This window comes from Geodermatophilus sp. SYSU D00697, from assembly GCF_054050175.1.
In genome coordinates, this window is record NZ_JBJGYV010000023.1 from 42,829 (window position 1) to 62,650 (window position 19,822).

14 protein-coding genes and 1 pseudogene are annotated in these 19,822 nt (G+C 73.6%); 7 read left to right on the top strand and 8 right to left on the bottom strand.

What is annotated here, in order from left to right:
- Positions 1 to 103: 103 nt before the first annotated feature.
- The 4 genes from ACI79C_RS18460 to ACI79C_RS18475 all read right to left on the bottom strand — a co-directional run bounded on the left by ACI79C_RS18460 (position 104) and on the right by ACI79C_RS18475 (position 7,263).
- Positions 104 to 658: a CPBP family intramembrane glutamic endopeptidase gene (locus ACI79C_RS18460; RefSeq protein ID WP_456947140.1), complete on the bottom strand. Its 555-nt coding sequence runs from the start codon at positions 656 to 658 to the stop codon at positions 104 to 106.
- Between the two features lie 537 nt (positions 659 to 1,195).
- Positions 1,196 to 2,392 carry a glycosyltransferase gene (locus ACI79C_RS18465; RefSeq protein WP_456947141.1) on the bottom strand — a complete coding sequence of 399 codons (1,197 nt, stop codon included), beginning with the start codon at positions 2,390 to 2,392 and terminating at the stop codon, positions 1,196 to 1,198.
- Positions 2,393 to 2,905: 513 nt separating this feature from the next.
- Positions 2,906 to 4,453, bottom strand: coding sequence for a chemotaxis protein CheW (locus ACI79C_RS18470; protein ID WP_456947142.1), 1,548 nt, complete (start codon positions 4,451 to 4,453; stop codon positions 2,906 to 2,908).
- Positions 4,450 to 7,263 carry a methyl-accepting chemotaxis protein gene (locus tag ACI79C_RS18475; protein ID WP_456947143.1) on the bottom strand — a complete coding sequence of 938 codons (2,814 nt, stop codon included), beginning with the start codon at positions 7,261 to 7,263 and terminating at the stop codon, positions 4,450 to 4,452. Before ACI79C_RS18475 ends, ACI79C_RS18470 begins: the two co-directional genes overlap by 4 nt.
- Positions 7,264 to 7,431: 168 nt before the next feature.
- Here ACI79C_RS18475 and ACI79C_RS18480 point away from each other — a divergent pair, with 168 nt between their 5' ends.
- The 4 genes and pseudogenes from ACI79C_RS18480 (at position 7,432) to ACI79C_RS18495 (ending at position 10,198) form a co-directional block, all read left to right on the top strand.
- Complete coding sequence (locus tag ACI79C_RS18480) at positions 7,432 to 7,602, top strand: hypothetical protein (RefSeq protein ID WP_456947144.1); 171 nt, start codon at positions 7,432 to 7,434, stop codon at positions 7,600 to 7,602.
- Between the two features lie 78 nt (positions 7,603 to 7,680).
- Positions 7,681 to 8,121, top strand: a pseudogene (locus ACI79C_RS18485) (LLM class flavin-dependent oxidoreductase); the annotation flags it as partial.
- Between the two features lie 65 nt (positions 8,122 to 8,186).
- Positions 8,187 to 9,599, top strand: coding sequence for an amidase (locus ACI79C_RS18490; RefSeq protein WP_456947145.1), 1,413 nt, complete (start codon positions 8,187 to 8,189; stop codon positions 9,597 to 9,599).
- Positions 9,551 to 10,198, top strand: coding sequence for a helix-turn-helix domain-containing protein (locus ACI79C_RS18495; RefSeq protein WP_456947146.1), 648 nt, complete (start codon positions 9,551 to 9,553; stop codon positions 10,196 to 10,198). The genes ACI79C_RS18490 and ACI79C_RS18495 overlap by 49 nt, the downstream gene beginning before the upstream one ends.
- Before the next feature lie 47 nt (positions 10,199 to 10,245).
- On the opposite strand, the gene ACI79C_RS18500 is transcribed toward ACI79C_RS18495, so the two are convergent.
- The 4 genes from ACI79C_RS18500 to ACI79C_RS18515 all read right to left on the bottom strand — a co-directional run bounded on the left by ACI79C_RS18500 (position 10,246) and on the right by ACI79C_RS18515 (position 15,773).
- On the bottom strand, positions 10,246 to 12,369 hold the full coding sequence (locus tag ACI79C_RS18500; RefSeq protein WP_456947147.1) for a DEAD/DEAH box helicase: 2,124 nt from the start codon (positions 12,367 to 12,369) through the stop codon (positions 10,246 to 10,248).
- Positions 12,370 to 12,800: 431 nt separating this feature from the next.
- Positions 12,801 to 13,262: a hypothetical protein gene (locus ACI79C_RS18505; RefSeq protein WP_456947148.1), complete on the bottom strand. Its 462-nt coding sequence runs from the start codon at positions 13,260 to 13,262 to the stop codon at positions 12,801 to 12,803.
- A 137-nt stretch (positions 13,263 to 13,399) separates the two neighbouring features.
- Positions 13,400 to 14,455: an LLM class flavin-dependent oxidoreductase gene (locus tag ACI79C_RS18510; RefSeq protein WP_456947149.1), complete on the bottom strand. Its 1,056-nt coding sequence runs from the start codon at positions 14,453 to 14,455 to the stop codon at positions 13,400 to 13,402.
- Positions 14,456 to 14,549: 94 nt separating this feature from the next.
- Positions 14,550 to 15,773: an Nramp family divalent metal transporter gene (locus tag ACI79C_RS18515; protein WP_456947150.1), complete on the bottom strand. Its 1,224-nt coding sequence runs from the start codon at positions 15,771 to 15,773 to the stop codon at positions 14,550 to 14,552.
- Positions 15,774 to 16,010: 237 nt separating this feature from the next.
- Here ACI79C_RS18515 and ACI79C_RS18520 point away from each other — a divergent pair, with 237 nt between their 5' ends.
- The 3 genes from ACI79C_RS18520 to ACI79C_RS18530 all read left to right on the top strand — a co-directional run bounded on the left by ACI79C_RS18520 (position 16,011) and on the right by ACI79C_RS18530 (position 19,799).
- Positions 16,011 to 17,345 carry an MFS transporter gene (locus ACI79C_RS18520; protein ID WP_456947151.1) on the top strand — a complete coding sequence of 445 codons (1,335 nt, stop codon included), beginning with the start codon at positions 16,011 to 16,013 and terminating at the stop codon, positions 17,343 to 17,345.
- An 85-nt stretch (positions 17,346 to 17,430) separates the two neighbouring features.
- Positions 17,431 to 18,945: a flavin-containing monooxygenase gene (locus tag ACI79C_RS18525; protein ID WP_456947152.1), complete on the top strand. Its 1,515-nt coding sequence runs from the start codon at positions 17,431 to 17,433 to the stop codon at positions 18,943 to 18,945.
- A 65-nt stretch (positions 18,946 to 19,010) separates the two neighbouring features.
- Complete coding sequence (locus ACI79C_RS18530) at positions 19,011 to 19,799, top strand: alpha/beta fold hydrolase (protein ID WP_456947153.1); 789 nt, start codon at positions 19,011 to 19,013, stop codon at positions 19,797 to 19,799.
- The last annotated feature ends 23 nt before the right edge of the window (positions 19,800 to 19,822 follow it).

Genomic DNA, 19,822 nt, shown 5'->3' on the forward strand with positions numbered 1-19,822 from the left:
CGTCCGCAGCCGGGTACGCCCGTGCGATCCGGCCGCCGGGTCGGTGGCACGGGAGGACCGCGCCGGCTGACCGGGGACGGGCCGGGGGCGGTCGGTGCGCCGCTCAGGTGCTGACGAGCGCGATCGAGGCGAACACGACGAGGTCGACGGCGACGTGCAGGAGGAACGGCCAGCCCAGCCCCTTGGTCGCGACCATCGCCGAGCCGAGGAGGAGCGCCAGGACGCCGGACTGCAGCACTCCCCCGAATCCCTCGGGGACCGAGCCGGAGTAGTGGGCGAGCCCGGACCAGACCGAGGTCAGGAGGACCGCCTGACCGGAGCCCACGACGTCGACCAGCGTGGCCAGGGGGGCGGATCGGTACACCACCTCCTCGCCGAGGGCGTTGGCGGCCGCGCAGCCGATGACCCACGGCAGCAGGAGGACGAGTGCCGCCAGGCCCGTCGGGTCGAGACCCGTGCCCGACCACGTCACGGCCGCCACGAGAGCGGAGAGGGCGACCGCGGCGCAGGGTCCCAGCACCGCCCAGCCCACCGTGCGCGACGTCCCGGGCAGGCTCAGTCCGCTCGGTGCGGCCATCCGCCCGGGCGTGAGGAACGCCTCCGCCGGTGTCACCCGCAGGACGGCGACGAGGAGGCCGGCCACGACCCCTGCGACCACGAGGAAGAGGGTCCTGCTGACGAGGATGCGCCTGAGGTCCGCCCCCCCCCCCCCCCGCCCCGATCCAGCTGCTGAGCAGCGGTGGCAGGACGTGGGCCACGCAGGACACGACGAGCATCACGAGCAGGTACCGCTGGACGGGCCGGGCCGGCCGCCACGGCCCCGCGACGCCGAGCAGGGGGACAGCGGCGGCCAACCCCCACCAGTGAGCCGCGGCAGGGCGCACCCCAGCCACCTCGACCGCGATGATCCCGGGCAGGCTGCTGAGGAGGAGGGTGACTCCCCAGGCGAACGCCAGGGCGCGTCGATCGCGCCGGACACCCGCCGACCGGTCACCGGTCACCGAGGTCATGACCGCCTCCAGAGGGGTTCGGGCAGCGCCGCTGTCCTCGCTCGACCCGCGATCACCTGTCAGGAGAGCTGCGTGCTGCCCGGGCGGATCGCCGGTCAGCGACGGGCGCTGCTCACTGCAGGTCGCGAGGGACTCACGGCGCCGAGGCCGGGCCGGACGGCGGGGGCAACGGCGGGGACACGACCTCAGGCCAGCTGTCGGAGGAGCTCGATCGCGGTCCGGCAGCCGTCCTCACCGGCCATCGCACAGGCGGCGTCCGCCGCGGCGCCGGGACCGGGGAGGGTGGCCAGTGCCGCCCCGAGGCGGTCAGCAGTGAGCCGCCGCGCGGGTACGGGTGCCGCGCCGAGGCCGCGCCGGTGCAGCAGTGCACCCCAGAAGGGCTGGTCTGCGAGGAACGGCACCGGCACCGACACCACCCCCGCCCGCACGACGGCGTGCACCGTGCCGGCGCCGCAGTGGTGCACGGCGGCGCTGCAGCGGGGCAGGACCGCGGCATGCGGTACGCCGGAGCGGACGAGGACGTCACCGCCGGTCAGGTCCTCAGGGATCCGCAGGCCTCCCCATCCTGTGGTCACGAGGACCCGTCGTCCTGCTGCGCGGACCGCATCGACCACCGCCCGCCCGCGAGCGACGGGGTCGCCGGCGGCCATGGACCCGAAGCCGGCGTACACGACGTCCCCGGGGTCGAGGAAGGCCTCGAGCTCGGCGTCGAGCTGTGGACCCGCCGGCGGGCCCTGCCAGACCCCGGTCATCCGGGTGGTGTCCGGCCAGTCGTGGGGCCGCGGCAGGAGGACCTCACTGATCGGCACGACGGTCAGCGACGGAGGAGGGAGCGGACCGCGCACCGGCACCCCGAGGCGGCCACGGATCTCGCGGAGCGCCCCGGCGAACGCCCGCGAGGCGCCGGCCAGCACCCGATGGGTCAACGGGTTGAACCGTCCCAGGTCCGCCGTCGTGACCCCAGCCGCGGGGAACTCTCGGGTGGGGGTCAGGGTCGGGACGAGCTCCACCAGCACGTGAGGCACCCCCAGGTGGGCGGCAGCGACGGGCGCGGACAGCACCTTGGGGTGGTGGACGACCACATCGGGGCGGAAGGCCACCGCGGCCTCGGCAGCGGACCGCAGCATCGCGACCATCATGGGCCGGACCACGGAGCGGTAGGACCTGAGCGCGACCCACGCCGAGACCCCCTGCTGGGTGACCACTCGGGTGAAGTCCGCGTCCAGGGGCGCGACGTCGACGCCCACGCCCTGGGCCCCGTCGAGGAAGTCGCGCGTCACGCCCAGACGGACCTCGTGGCCGTCGTCCCGCGCGCGCCGGGCCAGCGCGAGGAACGGCTCGACGTCTCCGCGACTCCCGGCCGTCAACAGCACGATCCGCATCCCGGCTCCCTGTGACGCGCCCGACCCAGGTCCCGCTCAGCTGCCTGGTCAGCCACGACGATCACCACCTGATCGGACGTCGGCAACCCCTCCGCCGCTCCTCAGCCGGCCGGCAGGCGACCGTGGTCCCGGGCGCACCCGGTGACCGTCGAGCCGCCGTCCCCACCCACGTCGGGCCGCACGACGACATCGGCGTCACCCACGGCGAGCTGGGGGCCTGGGTGGTGGGGCACCTGCTCGCCATGGCCGGGCCGGTGCGCGAGACCCACCTGCCCCGTCCCCGGCCCCTCGGCGTCGCGACGTGCCGACGACCGGGATCGCCTCCGGACGGAGGATGCCCTCGTGACCCACGTCGGGATCCTCACCCGGGACGGATGGGCGCTGCCGTGGACCTCGCTCTGGTCGACGCCGGGCACGACGTCGGTCGGCTGCCCGCGGGCCGAGGTGCGGGCACCCGTCGGCGCGCCCTTGAGGCGGGGCCGCGCGAGACGGCCGGCCGACGACTGAGCCCGGTCAGGAGGTCAGCTGCGCCGGCGCGGGGGTGCGGGGCTGGGGCAGCGAGGCCGCGCGGTGCTGCTGGAGGCGGCGGGCGACGGCGCGCAGGTCGAGGTCGGGGAGCAGCCGGCTGTCCTCCCCCACGCGCACGAGCGGCGCGGATCGCAGGGTGGCGCCGCGGTCGGTGGCCGGTCCGCGGACCGTCTGCTCGCCGTCGGTCCACGTCCGGGGGGCGATGGTCCGCAGGGCGTCGACCGCGAAGGCGACCGGACTGCCGTCGACGTCGACCAGCAGCAGGCAGGTGGCGGCGCCCACCGGCCGCTCACCCCGGCCGAGGAGCGTCGCCAGGCAGAGCACCGGGACGGCGGAGCGGCGGTGGGTGATCAGGCCGAGCAGGCCGTCCACGGCGGTGGCCGTCGAGCTTCGCGGGTAGGGCAGGATCTCGGTGACCTGGTCCAGCGGGGTGGCGACGTCCAGACCCACGGAGAAGATCAGGTAGGACGGCGCCCCGCCGGCGACCGCGGCAGCGACGGAGGCGACGTCGCCCTGGTGGGCCGGCGCGGTCTCCAGGGCGGTGTTCACGGAGGCGAACCCGGTGAGGTCGGCATCGGCCAACAGCGCCGCGCCGTCGAGGACCAGGCAGTCGCCCAGGCCCTCGACGGTGACCATGCCGGTGACCAGGTCCGGCCGGGGGACGGCGAACGGGGGCGTGGGCAGCACGTCCTCGACGGACACGTGCGCCAGGTCGAGCAGCTCGCTGAGCGCGAGCACCACGTAGCCGGGGCCGAGGTCGAGCACCAGGCCGGCGCCGGTCTCGGAGGGGGCGAGCTCGCCCAGGCCGAGCAGGACGAGCGGGTCGACGACCGGCACCTCCCGGTCGGAGAAGTCGACCACCCCGCGGCACGTCCGGCTGGTCAGCACCGACGGCCGGAGGTCGGGGGTGGGCAGCGTGGTGTGGACGTGCGCGGCGTCGAGGGCGAACCGGTAGGGCCCGCAGCGCAACACGGTCAGCGTCCGACGGGTGCCGTCGGACGCCGACCCGCCGACGACGGTGGCGTCGCGGGTGACGTCGGTGACGGTGGGGACGCCGGGCAGGGCCAGGATCGCCGCGGCGTCCAGGACGCTGTGCGCCCGGCCGGTCTCGGGGTGGCGGAAGGTGGCGGAGAACAGCAGGCCGCCGCCCTCGGTGCGGGCGGCGACCAGCGCGTCCTGGGGGACCTGACAGATGCCGCGGACCTCGTCGGCGAGCAGCCCGAGCACCTGACCGCCGACGGCGGCGACGACGACCACCTGGCCCGGGCGCCGGGGTGCCGGGCGGCCCAGGACCGCAGCCAGGTCCAGCACCGGCAGGACCAGCCGGCGCAGCTCCACGGCCCCGAGCAGCCCGGGAGCGGCGGCGGGCAGGCCGGCCAGCTCCGGAGGGCAGGGCACCACCTCGCGGAGGGCCGACAGCGGCAGGGCGACGTCCATGTCGGCCATCCGGAGCAGGCCGTACACGACCTCCGCGGTGCGCTCGCCGGCGGTGCCGGCGGCCGCCTCCGGGGGCCGGCCGCCGGTGGCGGTCACGGACGGTCGGCCGAGGCGAGCTGGGCGATGAGCTCGTCGACCTGGCGGGAGGCGGCCTGCTGCTGCTGGGTGGAGGCGGAGATGCTGCGGATGGTGTCGTTGGTCCGGGTGACGCTGTCGACGATCCGCTCGAAGGCGGCCTCGGCGCGCTTGGAGACCTCCGAGCCCTGGGCCACCCGGTCGGCCGACTCCTCGATCAGCCGGCCGATCTGCTGGGATGCCTCGAACGACCGCTCGGCGAGCTTGCGCACCTCGCCGGCGACGATGGAGAAGCCGACCCCGTGCTCGCCGGCGCGCGCGGCCTCGATCGAGGCGTTGAACGCCAGGAGGTTGGTCTGGTTGGCGATCTCCCCCATCACCCGGACGATCTCGGTGATGGAGTTGGACGACTTCTGGATCAGCGCGATGGCCTCCAGCGACGCGCGCAGCGCCTCGACGCCCTGCTGGGCGTTGTCCTGCGTCTCACCCGCCAGCCCGGTCGCGGTGGAGGAGCTGCGGGCGATGTCCTCGATGGACGCGGCCAGCTCGCTCACCGAGGCGGTCATGGCGCGGGTGGCGGTGGCGATCCGGTTCTCCCGCTCCACCTCGTCGGTGACGTCGTAGGCGAACTTCACCACCTTGAACGGCCGGCCGGACAGGTCGTAGATCGGGTTGTAGGTGGCCTGGATGTGCACGTCGCGGCCGTACTTGCCCTTGCGGTGGAAGCGGCCGGCGAGCACCTCCCCCTTGCCCAGCCGGATCCAGAAGTCCCGGTACTCGGGCGAGCGGATGTAGTCCTCGTCGCAGAACTCGCTGTGGTGGTGGCCGAGGATCTCCCGCACGGAGTAGCCCATCGTCCGCAGGAAGTTCTCGTTGGCCGACAGGACGTTGCCCTCCAGGTCGAACTCGATGACCGCCTGGGCCCGGTCCACCGCGTCGATCCGCGCTTCGACCTCGGCCGACCGCAGCTTGCTCGCGGTGACGTCGACGGCGAACTTGACCACCTTGAACGGCCTGCCGGCGTCGTCGAGGATGGGGTTGTAGGTGGCCTGGATCCAGACCTCCTTGCCGCCCTTGCCCAGCCGCCGGTACTCACCGCTGTGGAAGTCGCCGGCGCCGAGCTTGGCCCAGAACTGCCGGTACTCGTCGGTGGCGGCGTAGGCGGGGTCGCAGAACAGCCGGTGGTGCTTGCCCGTGATCTCGCCGAGCGTGTAGCCCATCACGTCCAGGAAGTTGCTGTTCGCGCCGAGCACGGTGCCGTCGAGGTCGAACTCGATGACCGCCTGCGCGCGGTCCATCGCGGCCACCCTGCCCGTGAACTCGTTGTGCTGCCGCTTGGCCACGGTGATGTCGGAGGCGTACTCGACGACCTTCACCACACGGCCGGCGTCGTCGAGGATCGGGTTGTAGGTGGCCTGCAGCCACACCTCGCGCCCGTCCTTGTCGCGCCGCCGGTACTCCCCGGCCTCGTACCGGCCGGTGCCCAGCCGGGCCCAGAACTCCGCGTACTCCTCGCTGGCGGCGGACGCGGGGTCGCAGAACACCCGGTGGTGCTTGCCGCGGACCTCCGCGACCGAGTAGCCCATCGTGTCGCAGAAGTTCTGGTTCGCGGTCAGGACCCGGCCGCCCAGGTCGTACTCGACGACCGCCTGCGCCCGGTCGATGGCGGCGACCTTGCCGCGGGCCTCGGCGCCGGCGAACTTCGCGTCCGTGATGTCGCTGGCGAACTTGACGACCTTCAGCGGCTTGCCGGCGTCGTCGAGGATCGGGTTGTAGGTGGCCTGCAGCCACACCTCGCGCCCGTCCTTGGTCAGCCGCTTGAACTCGCCGGCCTCGTAGCCGCCGGCGCCCAGCCGGGCCCAGAACTCCGCGTACTCCTCGCTGTTGGCCAGCGTCGGCTCGCAGAACATGCCGTGGTGCCTGCCCTGGATCTCGTGCAGGGCGTAGCCCATCGTGTCGCAGAAGTTCTGGTTGGCGGTCAGCACCGTGCCGTCCAGCTTGAACTCGACGACCGCCTGCGCGCGGTCGATGGCGGCGACCTTGCCGCGGAACTCCGCGTCGGCGAGCTTGGCGACGGTGATGTCGGAGGCGAACTTGACGACCTTCACCGGGTTGCCGTCCTCGTCGAGGATCGGGTTGTAGGTGGCCTGCAGCCACACCTCCCGGCCGCCCTTGGCCAGCCGCTTGTACACCCCGCCCTCGAACCGCCCGGTGGCCAGCCGCTGCCAGAAGGCGGCGTACTCGTCGCTGGCGGCCAGCGCCGGCTCGCAGAACACGCGGTGGTGCTTGCCCCGCACCTCGGCCAGCGTGTAGCCCATCGCGTCCAGGAAGTTGCGGTTCGCGGTGAGGATGGTGCCGTCGAGCGCGAACTCGATCACCGCCTGCGACCGGTCGATCGCCACCGCCTGGCTCTCCCGCTCGAGAGCGGCCACCTTGCCCTCGGTGATGTCGATGGCCAGCGCGACCACCTTCACCGGCCGGCCGGACGGGTCGGGGATCGGGATGTAGGAGGACCGCAGCCACACCTCCCGGCCGCCCCGGGCCAGCCGCTTCACGACCACGTCGGTCTCCGACGTCCCGCCGGCCAGGCGCTCCCAGAACTCCGCGTACTCGGCACTCTCCGCCAGCCCCGGCTCGCAGAAGAACCGGTGGTGCCGTCCGCGCACCTCGTCCAGGGAGTAGCCCATGGTGTCCAGGAACCCCTGGCTCGCGCTCAGCACGGTGCCGTCCATCCCCAGTTCGACGACCACCTGAGAGCTGCGGATGGCCTCGACGATCGCCTGCAGCTCGAGCAGCTCTCCGGCGGACGGGGCGGACGAGCTCGCAGGCATCAACACTCCAGGACGGGTGAGGACCAACCGGATGGGGCACGACTCTCGGTGCCACCTTCGGCCGCACGTCCGCGGTGTTGAGCAGAACCCGTCAGTGGGGGTCCGCTCGCCACACCAGCCCCACCCGTCGCCGTCCGTCCCCGGCGGCCGCACTGGTTGACTCGTCGCATGACCGTGCCGCTGCCGGAGCCGGATCCGGAGATCGACCCGAACGAGCCCGTGCCGGACGACCCGGCGGAGCTGCTGCCGGACGCGCCCCAGCCGCTCCCGCCGCCGCCGGTCGAGGCGACACCGGAGGACCCCGGTGGCGACCCGGGAGGCGTGCCCGAGCCCGCCTGATCCCGCGACGAGGGCGGCGCGGGCCCGGCCGCGCGGCGCCGGCAGCGGTGCGCGACCGACGGGGGTCAGGCGCGGGAGGCGCGCACCGCCGCCGGGCTCGACCCGCAGACCCTCGACGTCGGGGCCTTCGTCGTGGTCGGCGTCGGGACCGACCAGGCCGCACTGGACGAGCTCGTGCGCGGCAACGCGAGCATCTCCGCCCACTTCCAGCGCGGCTCGCGCGCGTCCCTGTCTGCCGCCGACGCCACCGTCGTCGCCGACGTCAGCGCGCACTACGACACCTACCACCACGGGCTGGAGCACGCGACGCAGGCGGAGACCCTGTCCGAGGACTTCCTACGGCGGTTCTGCGTCATCGGCGGCCCGGAGGAGTGCGTGCGGCGGCTGCGCGAACTCGTGGGGCTCGGCCTGTCCCACGTGACGGTCGTGGGCGGCTCCCGTGACATCGACCCCGGCGTGCGGGCGCGTTCGGACCGCCTCGTCGCCACGGAGGTGCTGCCCGCGCTGCGGTCGCCGTAGCGCCGGCCGGCGGACCGGCGTCCCGAGAGCTTGGCAAACGCGAACGAGACGTTCATTGTTACGTCATGGTGATCCCCTTCGACGACTACTGCGCCTGGGACGCCGTCGAGACGGCCCGGCTGGTGCGTCGAGGCGAGGTGACCGCCGCCGATCTCGCGGAGACGGCGCGTGCGCTGATCGACGCCCGGCCGGACCTCAACGCGGTCGCCCACCTGGCCGATCCGTCGCCGGCCGAGCCCCCTGCGACGGGCCCGCTGGCCGGTGTCCCGTTCGCCGTGAAGGAGCTGCTCGCCTGGCCCGGGCTGCCGTGGACGATGGGGTCCCGGCTCATGGCCGGCACCCCGGCACCGGGGCTCTCGCCCTACGCCGCCCGGATCCGGGACGCCGGGCTGAGCGTCGTCTGCTCGACGACCAGCTCCGAGTTCGGGTTGCTGGGCAGCACCGAGACCGCGCTGCACGGCGTCACGGCCAACCCGTGGGGTGCGGGTCTGTCGGCCGGCGGCTCGTCGGGGGGTTCGGCGGCGCTGGTCGCCGCCGGCATCGTCCCGATGGCCCACGGCAACGACGGCGGTGGCTCCCTGCGCGTCCCGGCCTCGCTCACCGGCCTGTTCGGCTTCAAGCCGTCGAACCGGCGCGGCGCGCCGGCCGGGCCCGAGACCCCCGGCCTGCCCGCGCTCGTCGTCGAGCACTGCATGAGCCGCACGGTGCGCGACAGCGCCGCCTTCCTGGCCGCCACCGAACGCACCGGCCCCGGGGCGGTGCACCCGCCGATCGGCCTGGTCACCGGTCCTGACGACACCCGCCTCCGCGTCGGCGTGCTCGTCCCCACGCTGACCGGCCGGGCCCCCGACGCGGCCGTCCGGCGGGAACTCGACCGCGCCGCCGCGCTGTGCGGGTCCCTGGGCCACGTCGTCGACGTGGTCGACCCTCCGCACGTCGACGGGGACGCGCTCAGCCGGGGCTTCTTCACCACGGCCGCACTCACCATGGCGCAGGTCGCCGCCGCGTTCACGCCGGCGCTCGGCCGCCCGCCCGGTCCCGACGAGCTCGAGCCCTTCACGCTCGAGCTGATCGACTGGGCGGCGACGCTGGGGCGCGGCGCGCAGGCCACCACCGAGCAGGTGTTCGCGGAGGCGACCGGCGAGTACCTGCGCCTGTTCGACCGGTGGGACGTCGTCCTCAGCCCGACCCTCGCCCGCGTCTCGTGGCCGGCCGGGCACCTGTCCCCTGCCGCGGGCCGGGAGACCCTGGTCCGGCGCACCGAGGAGGCGGTCGGGTACACCCCGATCCACAACATCGCCGGCTGCCCGGCGATGTCGGTCCCCCTCGGCCGAGACGACGGCCTGCCAGTCGGGATCCACCTCGCCGCCCGGTCCGGTGCCGACCGGCTGCTCCTCGCCCTCGCCTACGAGCTCGAGGAGGCCGCCCCGTGGGCCTCCGCCAGGCCCGAGCCTCGCCTGCCGGCGCGACCGGCCTGATGGCGCAGGTCCTCAAGGCGGCGGTGCGGGCGCGCATCGAGGACGCCGCCCTGCGCGGCTTCGCCGTCCAGGGGTACGGCGGCACGTCGATGGCGCAGATCGCGTCGGCGGCCGCCACGGCGACGGCCAACGTCTACCGGTACTTCCCCTCGAAGGAGGCGCTGTTCGCCGCCGTCGTCCCGGCGGACCTGCCGAGCCGGCACGACCGGCTGCTGGACACACGGGTCGCGGCGCTCGCGGAGGGCCGGGGGAACCGCGCCCCCGCGGCCGCGGAGCTGCTCGAATTCTGGCTCGACCACCGCCTGGCGGTCGTCGTCCTGCTCGACCGGGCCGAGGGCACGCCGTTCGCCGGGTATCCCGCCGCGTTCGTCCGGCGCCTGGTCGACCATGCGCTGCGGTCGCTCGACCAGCCGCCCCCGGGAGCCGGACGGGAGGTGCTCGAGCTCGTCTTCGACAACACCCGCCGCGCGCTCGCGCACATCCTGCGGACCGCGCGGGACCGCGAGCACGCCCGCGCGCTCGTCACGGCCTTCTGGAGCTACCAGGTGCCCGGGCTCGACGGGCTCATGGCGTTCCTCCGGGAGGACCCCCGCGAGTGAGGGACGGCCGGCTCACGGCAGCCGGGTGCCTCCCCGCGGACCGGGGTTCACGGCGTCCGCAGCGCGTCGGTCAGCAGCGCGACCAGCGCCTCCAGCTGCACGTCGGTCGAGGACCCGAGCTCCTCGTCGGACCCGTCCAGCGCCCGGGCAGCGAGACCGGCCTTGCTGTCGATCAGCTCGGCGATCCGGGCGTCGATGGTCTGCGCGGCGATGATCCGCCACGCGGTGACCGGCTCGGTCTGCCCGATGCGGTGGCTGCGGTCGATGGCCTGGGTCTGCTCCGCGTCGGTCCAGGACAGCTCGGCCAACACGACGTTCGAGGCGACCTGCAGGTTCAGGCCCACGCCGGCCGCGGTCAGCGAGCACACCGCGACGGCGACGTCGGGGTCGTTCACGAACGCGTCGACGTTCCCCTGCCGCGCCGTGGGCGTCTGGTCGCCACGGATCGACGAGAAGCGCACCCCCTGGCGCGCGAAGGTCTCCTCCGCGGCGTCCATCACGTCGACGTGCTTGGCGAAGAAGACGACCTTGCCGGCGCTGCGGGCCAGCTGCGCGGCGTAGTCCGCGGCCAGTTCGGCCTTCGCCCGGCCGATGCGCCGCATCATGGCGAACACGTTGTCGCCGGACTGCGCCGCCATCGCCTCCTTCAGCTCCGACCGGGCCACCCGCCGCACGAGGTCGGCGTCGATGCCCTCGATCACGGCGTCGGAGGACCGGTTGGCCAGCGCGGTCTCGTACCGCGCCACCATCCGGCGGGCGAGGTCCCGCTCGGCCGCCCGGATCGACCGGCCCACCGCTCCGTCGAGCTCGACGGGCAGGTCGGCGATGCGGCGGGCGGGGATGTCAGCGGCCACGTCGACCTTGCGGCGGCGCACGATGCCGAGGTCGATCACGCACTGGCGCGCCGCGGGGTAGAAGCCCCGGTCGGCGGGCGTCAGCCCGGTGTCCTCCAGCGCCTGCATCAGCTCGCCGAGGGGCGTGCTGTCGTCGATCCAGCCGAGGAACTGCCAGATCGCCCGGAAGTCGTCGATGTCGTTGATCAGCGGGGTGCCGGTCAGCGCCATCAGGAGCGGCCTCGCGGTGCGGGACCGGACGCGGTCGGAGAGCGCGAGGACGTGCTGGGAGCGCTGCGAGGTCTTGTTCTTGATGAAGTGGGCCTCGTCCACGACCATGCCGCGGAAGCCGAAGTCACCGAGCCAGCCCACGTGGCGGTCGAGCACCTCGTAGTTCACCACGACGACGTCGGCGAAGCCGTCGACCGTCTCGCCGTCGCCCTGCACCACGGTGGCCTGGCGGTGGGGGGTCCAGCGCGCTGCCTCACGGGCCCAGTTGGTCTTCACCACGTTGGGCACGACGACCAGCAGCGGATAGGCGTTCGCCGCCTCCGCCGCGAGCAGTGCCTGGGCGGTCTTGCCCAGTCCCGGCTCGTCGGCGAGCAGGAACGTCCGGTGCCCGGCCGCGGCCGCGGCGACCAGCTGCCCCTGGTGCGCCATCAGTTCCAGGCCCGCCGGGGTGAACCGTGCCGTCGGCGCGGGGAGCGCCATGCACGCCGGGGCTCCCCCACCGGCACGCTCGAAGGAGCTCAGCAGCGGCCCGAGCAGCTCCCAGCCGGCCAGGCGCCGCGGCCGTGCAGTGCGCTGCGGGACGGCGGAGAAGTCGGGGGCGAGGAACGGGTTGGCCAGCTGCCGGGAGACCACCGACTGCGGGACCACCCGCCGCTCCGTGCCGGCCGGAGCGGTCGCGGACTCCGCCGGCGCGGCCTCGTCCGGCGCCGGCTCGATGCCGGCCTCGCGCAGCATCTCCCGCCTGCGCGCCCGGGCCGCGTCCGAGACGACGGCGTCGTCGGCGAGCAGTGCCAGCAGCCCGGCGTCCCGGACGGCGGTCGTCGCGAGGATGGTCGCGATGCCGTCCAGGCGCTTGAGCGACTCGGCCCGGTGACCGTCGCTGCCGGCCGCCGCCCGGACACGGGCGCGCTCCTCCCGCAGCAGCAGGGCGACCGCCTGGAACTTCGCGCGCACCGCAGGCGTCACGCGGCCGCGCTGGGCGGCCGCCTCGACCTCGCGGACCGTGCGGGCGAGCAGCGAGACGACGTCACCGCGGGAGCGGACGCGTCGCTGCTCCCGCGGGGCGCCACGGCGAGCGCCGGTCTGGCGCTGGCCTGGTCGAGCCACGGACTCCTCCTCCTCGATGCCGGGCACGGGTGCCGCGGCGCATGCCGCACGGTCCCGCGGACCGGGCGCGGACGTCCCGAGCGGAGCCTGGTGCTCCGCACCCGGAGCCGGCGCGCGGATCTGCACGGATCGACGCCGCCGGTCTCGGCAGGCCTCCCGTCCGGGGACCCGAGCCGCCGGTCGACGGGCTGGTCCACGGTACGGGGGAGACCACGGTCGGAGGCCGGGCTCGTCCCCGGGACGGTACCTCCCCCGTGTCAACGCGTCCGCGCGCGCACCATTCCCGGCCCGTCGCGCGGGTGACGCAGCGGGCCGGGGTCGGTCGTCGTCCGGGCCGGCCGGACCCCTCCCCCGCCCCACCCCGGCCGCCGGTCCCACCCCGCGCGGGGTGGACGCCCGCCCGCGCGCCGGGCGGCCCCGCCGCCCGGAGGTCAGTCGGCGCGGGTCATCGTGGACGCGTAGCCACCACCCGGCCACTGCCACGCCCCGTCGTTGACCCTGCCGTCGGCGCTGAAGCGGCCCTCGAAGCGCGCCGGGGAGTCCGGTCCGCCGAACCAGATGGTGAGGAGGTCGCCCTCGAGCTGGTAGGTGTACTCGAGGACCTCCCCGCCGGCGCCGGAGAAGTGGCTGCGCAGCTTGCCACTGGCCTCCTCGTAGCCGATGTACTCCACACCGCGGGTGGGCCCGTCGGCCGCGTGCAGGTCGACGTGCTGGACGAGGAAGGCCCCGCCCTCCATCCACGCGTACCGGACCTCGCCGGTCAGGTCGTCGGTGCCCGACACCGTCCAGGTGCCGACCAGGCGGTCGAGGCTGCGCAGCGCGGCGGTCCGGGGATCGGCGACGTCCGCGGGGCCGGTGCCGGTGACCTGGGCGGTGCTCGTGTCGGTGCTCATGGCGGCCTCCTGCGCTGACGGGGCCCGGCGCGGTCGCGAGGCCACGCCAGGAGGACCGACCCGCGGGCCAGACCTCATCGCGGCGCGCGCGGCGGGCGCGCCGGCCTCGACCGGCCGGGGCCGGCGCGACTCCCGGGTCAGCCCACGGACACCTGCTCGAGCTGCGGCTTGACCTCGCTGACGAACAGGTCCAGCGAGCGCCGCGCCTCGTCGAGGGTCATGTCCCCGGTCGGCAGCATCAGCACGACCCGGTCCACCATCCCCGACGCCAGGAAGCCGGCGAACCGCTCCGTGATCTGCTGCGGGGTACCGGCGCCCAGTCCGATGGACATCTCCAGGCCGGCCAGGATCGCCTTCAGCGGCGCCATCACCGCGTCCCGCTCGTCGTCGGTGATCACCACGGAGTCGAAGCGGTGGGCCGACACCGTGCGCCGTCCCAGCCCGTCGGCTCCCCGGCGGGCCACCGCGACGGCCTCCTCCTCCGAGTCCGCCAGCGCCAGCAGCATCGAGCAGGCGACCTGGGGCTTCGAGCCGGGCCCGTCCAGCCGGACCCGCTCCCCGCGGTGGGCGTCCCAGCTGGTCACGTACCGCTCGTAGGACTCCGGGTCGATGGGGCCGGGCCACATGAGGCTCATGCCGTACCGGCCGGCGGTCTCAGGGTTGCCGGGGTACCAGAACGGGATGTGCTCCTGGAACGGCGTCGTCGACATCGGCATGGTCGGGAAGTCGTGGTAGCGGCTGTTCTCACTCGAGATCTCACCGGTGCGCAGCGCGTCGGCGATGATCCCGAGGGTGTCGGCGAACCGCTCCTTCGCGTCGCGGTGGCTGCTGCCGTGCCAGGCGTGCTCCGCCGGCACCGCGCCCCGCCCGACCCCGTACTCCAGCCGCCCCTCGGTGAGCTGGTCGACGACGCACATGTCCTCGATCAGCGAGACCGGGTGGTGCATCGGCAGCAGCTTCACCATCGGCCCCATCCGGATGCCCGTGGTGATCTGTGAGGCCGCCGCCACCACGAGGTCCTGGTTCGGGGCCAGCGACAGGTCCGTGCCGTGGTGCTCGGCGAAGTGCACGCTGGCGAACCCGGCCTGGTCGGCCGTCCGGACGAGGTCGAGCCGGTCGCGGAGCAGGCGGTGCGTGGGGGTGCCCGGGATGCCCTCGATGTGGTCGAACAGTCCGAAGCCCGGGGTCGTCATGTGGCCTGCCTCACTCGTCGTCGGGTGCGGCGAGTGTGCCACCCGACCCGGGCTCCGACCTGCACCGACCCGTGTCCGACGGCGGTGGCGCGCCTCAGCGGAGCAGCAGGGACAGCAGCACCGCGTTCAGGGTGAGGATCACGCCGGTCACGACGACGGCGAGCACGGTGGTGCGCCGCCGGTTGACCAGCTCGCCCATGACGTCGCGGCGCCGGGTCAGCAGCAGCAGCGGCACCAGCGCGAACGGGATGCCGAAGGACAGCACCACCTGTGACACCACCAGCGCCCGGGTGGGGTCGACCCCGAGCGCCAGGACCACCAGCGCCGGGGCCATGGTGAGCGCCCTCCGGGCGAGCAGCGGGATCCGGCGCCGCAGGAAACCGTCCATGACGACCTGGCCGGCATAGGTGCCGACGCTGGACGAGGCGAAGCCCGACGCCAGCAGGGCGACGGCGAACAGCAGCGCGGCGGTGCTCTGCAGGCCGAAGCCCTCGTAGACGCCCTCGAGCGTGTTGGCGCCGAGCGACGAACCGGCGAACAGGGCGGCCGCGACCAGCAGCATCGCCACGTTGACCAGCCCGGCCAGGCCCATGGCCGCGGTGACGTCGACCCGCTGGGCCCGCAGCGCCGCGCGCTTCAGCCGGACCGTGGGAGCCTCGATCGTCTCGGTCACCAGCGCCGAGTGCAGGTAGATGGCATGGGGCATGACCGTGGCGCCGAGGATGCCCGCGGCCAGCACGAGGCTGCCGACGTCGTCGATCCGGGGCACCAGCCCGCCGGCCGCCGCCCCGGCGTCGATCCCCGCGCCCGGCACCAGCAGGAGGAACGCGACCAGGATCAGGCCGAAGTAGGCCGTCACCAGGCCGATGAAGCGCCGGTCCCCCGGGGCCTGGACGGCGAGCAACAGGAAGGCCCACACGCCGGTGACCAGGCCGCCGATGAACAGGTCCAGGCCGAAGAGCAGGTGCAGCGCGATGGCCCCGCCGACGATCTCGGCCAGGTCGGTCGCCATCGCGACCACCTCGGCCTGTGCCCAGAGCCCCAGCACCACCGGACGGGGGTACTCCCTCCGGCAGTTCCGCGGCAGGGACATCCCAGTGGCCAGCCCGAGCTTGGCCGAGAGGCTCTGCACGAACACCGCCATGAGGTTGGCGAGGACGATCACCCAGAGCAGCAGGTAGCCGTACTCGGCACCGGCGGAGAAGTTGGTGGCGAAGTTGCCCGGGTCGACGTAGGCGATCGCGGCGACGAACGCCGGGCCGAACAGCGCGAGCCTGCGCCGGCGCGCCGCGCGCACGGCCCCTTCCTGCTCCAGCACGACGACCCTCCAGGCGCCTCGGTGCCCCATCGTGCGGAACACCGCGCCGCGCGCCCAACCCCCAAAGCGGAGGGACGAAGTGCCTGTTCAGCACGGGGTGCGCGGACGTCCGCCGGGATCGCCCCCACTCCTCCCCGCCGAGGAGCCCGGCGGGGTGGTCGCTGTTGTTGCGGGACGACGTGGACCGGACTGTGCTGGAACCGCTCCGACGTGCAGCCGTCACCGAGGGAGATCCCGATGTCCCGCACCGCCGGCACCGCTCAGGCCTCGTCCGTCCGCCGCGTGATCGTGGCCAGTCTCGTAGGCACCTCCCTGGAGTGGTACGACTTCTTCATCTACGGCACGGCCGCCGCCCTCGTCTTCAACCAGATCTTCTTCCCCAGCTTCGACCCGCTGGTCGGGACGCTGCTGGCGTTCACGACGTACGCGGTCGGCTTCGTGGCCCGGCCGCTGGGCGGGGTCGTGTTCGGCCACTACGGCGACAAGCTCGGCCGCAAGAACGTGCTCGTGGTGACGCTGCTGATCATGGGCATCGCCACCTTCCTCATCGGCCTCCTGCCCACGTACGAATCGATCGGGGTGTGGGCCCCTCTCCTGCTGGTGGCGCTGCGCTTCCTGCAGGGCCTCGGGCTCGGCGGCGAGTGGGGCGGTGCGGTGCTGATGACGCTGGAGTCCGGCTCCCCGCACCGGCGGGGGCTCAACGCCAGCTGGCCGCAGGTCGGCGTGCCGATCGGGCTGCTGCTGGCCAACGGGGTGCTGTCCCTGATGGGGGCGGTCACCTCGGACTCGGCCTTCCTCGACTGGGGCTGGCGGATCCCGTTCCTGCTCAGCGGCGTCCTGGTGCTCGTGGGGCTGTGGATCCGGCTGACCATCGCCGAGAGCCCGCTGTTCCGCGAGGTCCAGGAGCACGACGCCGAGGTCAAGGCGCCGATCATCGACGTGCTGCGCCGGTACCCGTCGCGGGTGCTGCTCGCGATCGGCGCGAGGATCGGTGTCGACGTCGCCTTCTACACGTTCATCCTGTTCGTCACGACCTACGTGGTGACCTACCTCGGCCTGCCGAACAGCTACGCGCTCAACGCCGTCCTGATCGCCGCCGCGGTCCAGGTGGTGCTGATCCCGTGGTCCGGCGTGCTGTCGGACAGGTTCGGCCGGCGACCGGTCTACCTCGTCGGCGCGGTCGGTGCCGCGATCTGGGTCTTCGTGTTCTTCGCCCTGCTCGACACCGGTCGCTTCGCGCTGATCGTCCTCGCGACGGTGGTCGCGCTCGTCTTCCACGCCGCGATGTACGGTCCGCAGGCCTCGTTCATCGCCGAGCTGTTCCCCACGCGGGTGCGCTACACCGGCGCCTCCATGGGCTACCAGCTGGCGGGGATCCTGGGCGGCGCGCTGGCGCCGATCATCTCGGTGGCCCTGATCGACCGCTTCGACACCTCGGTCGCCGTCTCCCTCTACGTGGTGGGGGTGCTCGTCCTCACCGCGGTCTGCGTCCTGCTGGCGCCGGAGACCTCGCGGATCGACCTGCACGCCGACCCGGCCACCGGGGCCACCCGGGAGCGCGCCGCCCGGTGACCGGGCAGGGGGCCGGCGCACCCTCCGCACGGGGCGACCCGACTAGGGTCGGTGACCTGGGTCACACACGAGCGGAGGCCTCCCCATGACGACGACCGAGCCGGCCACGACCGCCGAACCCGGCAGCGACCCGACCGCCGTGGAGCACGTCGACGTCCTCGTCGTCGGCGCCGGCGTGTCGGGGATCGACGCCGCCTACCACCTGCGGGAACGCTTCCCGGACCGGTCCCTCGTCGTCCTCGACGCGCAGGAGGCCCGGGGCGGCACGTGGTGGACCCACCGGTACCCCGGCGTCCGTTCCGACAGCGACCTGTTCACCTACGGCTACCGGTTCAAGCCCTGGCGCGGGCCCTCGATCGCGGCGGGTGAGGAGATCCTCGACTACCTCGACGAGGTCATCGACGAGAACGACCTGGCCCCGTACATCCGCTACCGGCACCGGGTCACCGCGGCCACCTGGTCCACCGAGGACCGCCGGTGGACCGTGGAGGTGACCCGGGGCGACACCGGCGAGCGGATCCGGTTCACGACGCAGTTCCTCTGGATGTGCCAGGGCTACTACAACCACGCCGACCCCTACCAGCCGCGGTGGGAGGGCATGGAGGACTTCACCGGCGTCGTCGTGCACCCGCAGGCGTGGCCGGAGGACCTCGACTACACCGGCAAGCGCGTCGTCGTCATCGGCTCGGGCTCCACCGCGTCGACCCTCATCCCGGCGATCGCGCAGAAGGCGCAGCACGTGACCATGCTGCAGCGCTCCCCCTCCTACTACTACGCCCCACCGGTCACGCACGAGCTCGCCGTGACGCTGCGCGCCCTGGACATCCCGGAGGAGTGGACGCACGAGATCCTCCGCCGCCAGTACATCTCCCAGTACCAGTGGCTGGCACGGACCTCGCTCGAGGCCCCGGACGAGCTGCACACGTTCCTCATCGAGTCCATGCGTCCGCTCCTCCCCGAGGGCTTCGACATCGAGAAGCACTTCACCCCCCGGTACCGGCCCTGGCAGCAGCGCATCGCGATCGTCCCGGACGGCGACCTGTTCGCGGCGCTCCGCGAGGGGAAGGCGTCGATCGTCACCGACACCATCGACCGGTTCACCGAGAAGGGCATCCGGGTCAGCTCCGGGGAGGAGATCGATGCCGACATCGTCGTCACCGCGACGGGGTTCAACCTCTCGGCCTTCGGCGACGTCGCGTTCACCGTGGACGGCGAGCCGGTGGAGTTCCCGGAGCGGGTCACCTGGCGCGGCATCATGATCAGCGGCATCCCGAACATGGCCTACACGTTCGGCTACTTCCGGCACAGCTGGACGCTGCGCGCGGACCTGGTCAGCGACCTGGTCTGCCGGCTGTTCGACACCATGGAGGCGAGGGGCGCCACCATGGTCGTCCCGACCCTCCGGCCGGAGGACGCCGACATGCGGCTGCGCCCGTGGTCGGACCCGGAGAACTTCAACGCCGGGTACGTCATGCGCTCGCAGCACGTCCTGTTCAAGCAGGGCGATCGCGAGCCGTGGACGCACATGATCGAGCACGAGGAGGAGCAGGAACTCCTGCCGAAGGTCGACCTCGACGACGGTTCCCTGGTCTACCGCTGAGGCCGGTCCCGCTCACCCGACCCTGGAGGGAAGGCACCATGCCACAGACGGCCTGTCGGACCGGAGTGACGCTCAACTACGAGATCAGCGGCGAGGGTGACCCGCTGCTGCTGGTCATGGGGACGTCGGGGTCGATCCCGCTCTGGGGGGAGGTCATCCCGCGGTTGGCCGAGCAGTACCGGGTGATCGCCTTCGACAACCGCGGCCTCGGCGGGAGTGAGCGCGGCGAGGGCGCGATCAGCGTCGCCTCCATGGCCGAGGACGTCTCGGCCCTGCTGCACGCGCTCGACGTGCCGCGGGCGCACGTCATGGGGTGGTCGCTCGGGTCCGCCGTCGTGCAGGAACTCGCGCTCGCCCACCCGGAGCAGGTGGCCAGCGCGATCATGTACGCCACCTGGGGCCGCTGCGACGGCTTCCAGCGATCCGTCCTCTCCGCGCTCCGGCTGCCCTACGCGGTCCGCGACATGGACGCGGCGCTGGCCACCGCCGGCCTGGCCTTCTCGCCCCAGCTGCTCGACCACCCGGACTTCCAGGAGATGCTCGCGCCGATGCTGCCCGCGTTCCCGCAGAACGAGGAGCAGATGCAGGTGACGACCGAGCAGTGGGACGCCGACCTCGCGCACGACACCCTCGACCGGCTGGGCGGTGTCACCGCACCCACCCTCGTGGTCGTCGGTGAGCAGGACCTGCTGACCCCGCCCTGGCAGTCGAGGGCCGTCGCCGAGGCGATCCCCGGCGCGCGCTTCGAGCTCGTCACCGGCCCGGGCTCGAGCCACGGGCTGCACATCGAACGCCCGGAGGACCTGGTCCGGATCGTCACCGGGTTCCTGCGGGACCACCCGATGCAGCACTGACGGGAGCCTGCCACGGGCCACCA

Coding starts and splice junctions, on each gene's coding strand:
- ACI79C_RS18520 (WP_456947151.1), top strand. CDS start 16,011: ATGTCCCGCACCGCCGGCACCGCTCAGGCCTCGTCCGTCCGCCGCGTG.
- ACI79C_RS18525 (WP_456947152.1), top strand. CDS start 17,431: ATGACGACGACCGAGCCGGCCACGACCGCCGAACCCGGCAGCGACCCG.
- ACI79C_RS18505 (WP_456947148.1), bottom strand. CDS start 13,262: ATGAGCACCGACACGAGCACCGCCCAGGTCACCGGCACCGGCCCCGCG.
- ACI79C_RS18475 (WP_456947143.1), bottom strand. CDS start 7,263: ATGCCTGCGAGCTCGTCCGCCCCGTCCGCCGGAGAGCTGCTCGAGCTG.
- ACI79C_RS18510 (WP_456947149.1), bottom strand. CDS start 14,455: ATGACGACCCCGGGCTTCGGACTGTTCGACCACATCGAGGGCATCCCG.
- ACI79C_RS18465 (WP_456947141.1), bottom strand. CDS start 2,392: ATGCGGATCGTGCTGTTGACGGCCGGGAGTCGCGGAGACGTCGAGCCG.
- ACI79C_RS18490 (WP_456947145.1), top strand. CDS start 8,187: ATGGTGATCCCCTTCGACGACTACTGCGCCTGGGACGCCGTCGAGACG.
- ACI79C_RS18480 (WP_456947144.1), top strand. CDS start 7,432: ATGACCGTGCCGCTGCCGGAGCCGGATCCGGAGATCGACCCGAACGAG.